The sequence below is a fragment of the Marinobacter alexandrii genome, from assembly GCF_005871205.1.
GTDB classification, from domain to species: domain Bacteria; phylum Pseudomonadota; class Gammaproteobacteria; order Pseudomonadales; family Oleiphilaceae; genus Marinobacter; species Marinobacter alexandrii.
In genome coordinates this window covers 621,222-627,401 of sequence record NZ_SWKM01000013.1, presented here as the reverse complement: position 1 = coordinate 627,401, position 6,180 = coordinate 621,222, and the positions used below count along the sequence as shown (strand labels likewise).

Below are 6,180 nucleotides of genomic sequence, written 5' to 3'. Positions count from 1 at the left end.
AAGTGAAACAGGCCTGCGCCGATGGTAGTGTGGCATTTGCCCATGTGAGAGTAGGTCATCGTCAGACTCTTAATACCGAAAAACCCCAGCTTCCTCGAGGCTGGGGTTTTTTATTGCCTGAACGAAAAGCGCGGGCGATGGTATACTCCGGCTATACTGAGCCACACTGTTTGATGGAGCCCACGAATGCCCGCCCAAGACCACCTGGTTATCTTTGACACCACGCTTCGCGACGGCGAGCAAAGCCCCGGCGCTACCATGAATAAAGCTGAAAAGCTCCGAATTGCCAAAGCGCTGGAAAAGCTCCGTGTTGACGTCATCGAAGCCGGGTTTGCCATTGCCAGTCAGGGCGATTTCGAGGCAGTGAAGGCCATTGCCGAATCTATCAAGGAATCCACCGTTTGCAGTCTGGCTCGCGCCCTCGATAAAGACATTGATCGGGCGGCCGAAGCGATTCAGCCGGCAGAGCGTGGGCGAATACACACCTTCATCGCCACGTCTCCCATTCACATGAAACACAAGCTGCAGATGCAGCCGGACGAAGTAGTGGAACAGGCCGTGCGCGCGGTGAAGCGTGCTCGCAGTCACGTCGACGACGTTGAGTTTTCCTGTGAAGATGCCGGCCGATCGGAGCTGGATTTCCTGTGCCGGATCATCGAGGCGGCCATTGATGCCGGCGCCCGCACCATCAATATCCCGGACACCGTAGGCTATGCCATTCCCGAACAGTTCGGTGACACTATTCACCAACTGCTGAATCGCATTCCCAACGCCGACAAGGCGATCTTCTCCGTTCACTGTCACAACGATTTGGGGCTGGCCGTTGCCAACTCCCTGGCGGCAGTAACCCAGGGAGCTCGTCAGGTGGAATGCACCATCAATGGCTTAGGCGAGCGTGCTGGTAACGCCTCCCTGGAGGAGATCGTCATGGCGGTACGTACCCGTCAGGACCTGTTCAATATCGACACTCAGGTCGACGCCCGGCACATTGTTCCGGCCTCTCGCCTGGTGTCCACGATTACTGGCTTTCCGGTCCAGCCTAACAAGGCCATCGTGGGTGCCAATGCCTTTGCCCACGAATCGGGCATTCATCAGGACGGCGTACTGAAGCACCGCGAAACCTATGAAATCATGCGTGCCGAAGACGTGGGCTGGCACACCAATTCCTTGGTGCTGGGCAAGCACTCCGGCCGGAATGCCTTCCGAACCCGGTTATTGGAGCTGGGTATCCAGTTCGACACCGAAACAGAACTGAACGAAGCCTTTACCCGGTTCAAGGCTTTAGCCGACCTCAAGCACGAGATCTTCGACGAGGATCTCCAGGCGATTGCCAGCGATACCCGCCAGAAGGAAGAAGTGGGGCGCTATGGTTTAGTGTGCATGCAGGTCTGCTCCGAGACCGGTGTGGTGCCCAAGGCAAATATGACCCTGACCCTGGATGGCAAGGAGCACAAGGTAGAGGCTGAGGGGAGTGGGCCTGTGGACGCCACCTTCAAGGCGATTGAATCCCTGGTCGACTCCGGCTGCAATCTGCAGCTCTATTCCGTCAACGCCATTACTAGTGGTACCGATGCCCAGGGTGAGGTGACCGTGCGTCTGGAGCGTGGTGGCCGGATTGTAAACGGTGTGGGTGCTGACACCGATATCATCATCGCCTCGGCCAAAGCCTATATCGAAGCACTCAACCTGATCAGCCGCGGCGGCATCCGGCAACACCCCCAGGTTGCGGACGTATAAATGCATTCTAACGGTGACACTGGGCAGACCGGATGATTCAAACGGAAACCGAACGACAGTTCTATCTCGGCGCGGCAGGGATACGGTTGTGGTATGCCCGTGATGCCTTGCCGGGCGCTGCGGCCAGTCCCGAATTCGAGTTTGGCAGTGACCAGGCTTATGGGGTTGCAGAACCCTGGGTGGAGGCGGGACCAGCGCCGTCCCGGCCTCAGCCCAAAGCAGCGCCGCCTGCGCCCGGCCGGTCCGAGGCTGACGGCGCCCGGGTGGCTAATCTCCAGGCGCTGATGGAAGCACCGGCGTCGAAGCCTGCCCGACCGCAGTCACCGAGTTCGATCGACGTTGCTGCCGAAACCACCACCGATCCCGCGCCCGCTGAAGAGGCACCCGTCGCCTCTGCCGGAGAAGTTGTACCGGCGCTGAACCTGCAGGTTTGGGTCGGCCGGAAAACGGCGGTGGTTGCCAGTGTCTCGAAGGAAGCCAGTCTCCGGCTGCAGGAGACCCTGGCCGAAAACATCCTCAGAAGTGTGGGCGAGTGCGATTTGCGCTCGGTTGGTCCCATTCATTGGCCAGTCTTCAACAATGTCCGGGCGCCGGGTAATTCCCTGAGCGATCTTCGGGCTGTGCTGGGATACGCGCTGTCTGAACTGGAAGGCCGGAAGCTGATTGCCCTGGGTGTCGCGGCGCCAGACGACTATCGTGGCGATGAGCCGTGGTTCCAACACATCGCCGGTATCAGTCCGGAGATCAGCTTTAACCATAGCCTTGCCGAACTCGCCACCAGCCCGGCGCTCAAGCGTGCGTTATGGCAGGAGCTGAAGCCGCTGGCTGGTCAGTGATGCGCGGCATGGAAACCTATCAACGGGTGCTGGATGGGGATCTGCTAATACGCAGCCTCACCACGGACGACCTGCCTCAGGCCCTTTTGATTGAACGTCAGGGGCATTCCTATCCCTGGGCGGAGACCCTGTTTCGCGATTGCTTTCGGGCCAACTATCGGTTGTGGGCTGCCTGCCATGGCGATCTGTTGGTGGGCTATGCCGTGGTCGCCTATATGTTCGACGAAGCCCATCTGCTGAACCTGTGCGTGGATCCACGTTGGCAGGGGCAGGGCGCCGGGCGACGATTGCTCAGGCATTTGCTGAGTGAAGCGGCCCGTGAGCAGATGGTGCAGATTATTCTGGAGGTTCGCCTCAGTAACGACACGGCCTACCGGCTTTATTCGGTTGAGGGGTTCGAAGAGATCGGCCGACGGCCAGATTTCTATCCGGACGGCAATGGCCGTGAGGATGCCCGGGTCATGGCGCTCCAATTTCCTGCCTGATGTCTCGGTAATAGCGGTTCGCGTCAGAATCCCTTAGCCCCTATAATAGCGCCTTTCTCGGAACATCAGATTCAGGTTGCCTTTCTATTATGTCGAACCTTCCTCAGGAAGTGGCCAAGCGCCGTACTTTCGCGATCATCTCGCACCCGGATGCGGGTAAAACCACGATCACGGAAAAGGTCCTGCTGTTCGGGCAGGCGATCCAGAAAGCCGGTACCGTCAAAGGTAAGAAATCCGGCCAGCATGCCAAGTCCGACTGGATGGAAATGGAGAAGGAACGGGGTATCTCCGTGACCACCTCCGTCATGCAGTTCCCGTATGGTGGCAAGCTGGTAAATCTGTTGGATACACCGGGTCACGAAGACTTCTCCGAAGATACCTACCGTACCCTGACCGCGGTGGATTCCTGTCTGATGGTCATCGACAGTGCTAAGGGTGTTGAGGAGCGGACCATTAAGCTGATGGAAGTTACCCGGCTGCGCGACACGCCCATTCTGACGTTCATGAACAAGCTGGATCGGGACACCCGGGACCCGGTTGAACTGATGGATGAAGTCGAGGACGTGCTAAAGATCGCCTGTGCACCCATCACCTGGCCAATCGGCATGGGTAAGAGTTTTAAGGGCGTTTACCACCTGCTCTGTGACGAGGTTATTCTGTATCAGTCTGGTCAGGGCCACATGATCCAGGACACCCGGATCATTGCCGGTTTGGATAATCCTGAGCTGGATGAAGCCATTGGTGCCTACGCTGCTGACCTGCGGGATGAGATCGAACTGGTGAAAGGAGCGTCCCACGAATTCGATCAGGAGGCGTTTCTCGCAGGTGAACTGACTCCGGTGTTCTTCGGTACTGCCTTGGGTAACTTCGGTGTCGACCACATGCTTGACGGCTTGGTGAAATGGGCGCCCCAGCCCCAGCCGCGGGACACCGATCAGCGCACGGTTGAGCCTGCTGACGACGGCTTCTCCGGGTTTGTTTTCAAGATTCAGGCCAACATGGACCCCCAGCACCGGGATCGGGTGGCATTCTTGCGTATTGTTTCCGGTAAGTATGAGCAGGGCATGAAGGCTCGCCACGTACGTATCGGCAAAGAAGTGCGCTTCTCCGACGCGCTTACCTTTATGGCCGGTGATCGTGATCATGCCGCCGAAGCCTATCCTGGCGATATCATCGGTCTGCACAACCACGGTACCATCCAGCTCGGTGACACCTTCACCGCGGGTGACAGCATGAAGTTCACCGGCATTCCGAACTTCGCTCCGGAAATGTTCCGCCGCATTCGTCTGAAAGATCCGCTCAAGGCGAAACAGCTCCAGAAGGGCTTGATTCAGCTGTCCGAGGAGGGCGCGGTCCAGGTCTTCCGGCCACTGCGGAACAACGATCTTATCGTCGGTGCGGTCGGTGTACTGCAGTTCGATGTGGTAGTTAGTCGCCTGAAGAGTGAGTACAAGGTCGAGGCGATCTATGAGCCCATCAACGTGGCAACGGCGCGTTGGGTGACCTGTAAGGATGAGCGCAAGCTGGATGAGTTCCAGCGCAAGAACAACGACAACCTGGCCCTGGATGGCAGTGACCGGCTGGCTTATATCGCGCCAACCATGGTGAACCTGAATCTGGCCCAGGAGCGGTTCCCGGACGTGGAATTCCACAAGACCCGGGAGCATTAAGGTACCGAGTCGGAGGTGGCTGTGCAGCTGGTCGATGCCCATTGTCATTTTGACTTTCCGGAGTTCGACGGCTGTCGCGACGGCGAGCTGGCGAAAGCTCGGGCCGCCGGCCTGATAGGGTTGGTTATCCCCGGGGTTCGTCGGGCCGACTGGTCCCGGGTTCGGGATACCGCGCTGGCGTTTCCGGAAGGGGCGTATTGCCTGGGTATCCATCCCTGGTACGTTGGCGAGCATGATGGCAGCGATCTGGAGCTGCTTGAACGTTTGGTCGGAAACCATCCGGAGCGCTGCGTTGCCATCGGTGAATGCGGGCTGGACCGTCTAAGGGGCACGCTGGTAGATCAGTGGCCCTGGTTTGAGGCGCAGATTGGACTTGCGGCCCGATTCGATTTGCCTCTGGTGATTCACTCGGTGCGAACCCACGATGAGGTGCACGGTGTCCTACGCCGGCTCAACTGGAGTGGTCCCGCCCTGGTGCATGGCTTCTCCGGCAGTTTCCAACAGGCGGAGAAGCTGGTGGAACTGGGTTGCTCGATTGGTGTCGGGGGAGCCATTACCCATTCGCGGGCACGCAAGACCCGGGATGCGGTAGCCCGGCTGCCGCTGGAGGCGCTGATTTTGGAAACCGATGCGCCCGATATGTCGCCCCAGGGTGTGGACGCCGGGCGCAATTCGCCGGCCAATCTTGGCAAGATCCTGAGCGTGCTCGCCGAGTTGCGGGGCATGTCAGAAGAAGCGCTGGCGCCAATTCTTCTGGATAACGTGGCCGCGCTATACCGCTGGCGACCCGGTGACATCTCGGTGACATAGGGGAATAACGAAACACGGTGGGGCAGGGTTGGCATTCTGTGGTGGTTCGAGTATACTTCGCGCCCTGGCTTTTCAAGGCGATGTCACTGTCTCAGCCCCGAACGGTGTCACTGCCACAGTAATTACAGGTACAAATCTCTCCCGGAACCAAGCTGTTCGGGTGGAGGTTTTAACGTTTCTTATATAGCGTTCAAGGCGGAATCAATGAAGACTCTGAGTGCGAAACCAGAAACAGTAAAACGTGACTGGTACGTTGTAGACGCAGCCGGCAAGACGCTGGGTCGTCTGTCAACCGAAATCGCCCGTCGTCTGCGGGGCAAGCATAAGCCTGAGTATACCCCTCATGTCGACACTGGCGATTACATTGTAGTTATCAATGCTGGCCAGGTCCGGGTTACCGGCAAAAAGGCATCTGACAAGATGTACTACAGTCACACTGGCTTTCCGGGTGGAATCAAGTCCATCTCCTTCGAGAAGCTGGTAGACAAGGCGCCCGAGCAAGTTATCCTGAAGTCTGTCAAAGGCATGCTTCCGAAAGGCCCGCTCGGCCGCGCCATGTTCAAGAAGCTGAAAATCTATGCCGGCGCTGAGCATCCTCACGCAGCCCAGCAGCCCAAAGAACTCGACATTTAACGGAAGGCG

General features: G+C 58.2%; 6 protein-coding genes. All 6 read left to right on the top strand.

The window, feature by feature from the left end; translation table 11 throughout:
- The first annotated feature begins 186 nt into the window (after positions 1-186).
- The 6 genes from FCS96_RS13885 (at position 187) to rplM (ending at position 6,171) form a co-directional block, all read left to right on the top strand.
- Complete coding sequence (locus tag FCS96_RS13885; protein WP_138440958.1) at positions 187-1,737, top strand: 2-isopropylmalate synthase; 1,551 nt, start codon at positions 187-189, stop codon at positions 1,735-1,737.
- A gap of 32 nt (positions 1,738-1,769) precedes the next feature.
- Entirely contained in the window at positions 1,770-2,573 is an 804-nt protein-coding gene (locus FCS96_RS13880) for a 2-isopropylmalate synthase (protein ID WP_138440957.1), read from the top strand.
- Positions 2,540-3,058, top strand: coding sequence for a ribosomal protein S18-alanine N-acetyltransferase (rimI, locus tag FCS96_RS13875; protein ID WP_228264107.1), 519 nt, complete (start codon positions 2,540-2,542; stop codon positions 3,056-3,058). Before FCS96_RS13880 ends, rimI begins: the two co-directional genes overlap by 34 nt.
- A gap of 89 nt (positions 3,059-3,147) precedes the next feature.
- Positions 3,148-4,728 carry a peptide chain release factor 3 gene (gene prfC / locus FCS96_RS13870; RefSeq protein ID WP_138440956.1) on the top strand — a complete coding sequence of 527 codons (1,581 nt, stop codon included), beginning with the start codon at positions 3,148-3,150 and terminating at the stop codon, positions 4,726-4,728.
- A gap of 21 nt (positions 4,729-4,749) precedes the next feature.
- The gene (locus FCS96_RS13865) at positions 4,750-5,538 is read left to right on the top strand and encodes a TatD family hydrolase (RefSeq protein WP_138440955.1); all 789 of its coding nucleotides are present in this window, start codon (positions 4,750-4,752) and stop codon (positions 5,536-5,538) included.
- 204 nt (positions 5,539-5,742) lie between these two features.
- Positions 5,743-6,171 carry a 50S ribosomal protein L13 gene (gene rplM / locus FCS96_RS13860; protein ID WP_138440954.1) on the top strand — a complete coding sequence of 143 codons (429 nt, stop codon included), beginning with the start codon at positions 5,743-5,745 and terminating at the stop codon, positions 6,169-6,171.
- The last annotated feature ends 9 nt before the right edge of the window (positions 6,172-6,180 follow it).

Coding starts and splice junctions, on each gene's coding strand:
- FCS96_RS13885 (WP_138440958.1), top strand. CDS start 187: ATGCCCGCCCAAGACCACCTGGTTATCTTTGACACCACGCTTCGCGAC.
- FCS96_RS13880 (WP_138440957.1), top strand. CDS start 1,770: ATGATTCAAACGGAAACCGAACGACAGTTCTATCTCGGCGCGGCAGGG.
- rimI (WP_228264107.1), top strand. CDS start 2,540: ATGGCAGGAGCTGAAGCCGCTGGCTGGTCAGTGATGCGCGGCATGGAA.
- prfC (WP_138440956.1), top strand. CDS start 3,148: ATGTCGAACCTTCCTCAGGAAGTGGCCAAGCGCCGTACTTTCGCGATC.
- rplM (WP_138440954.1), top strand. CDS start 5,743: ATGAAGACTCTGAGTGCGAAACCAGAAACAGTAAAACGTGACTGGTAC.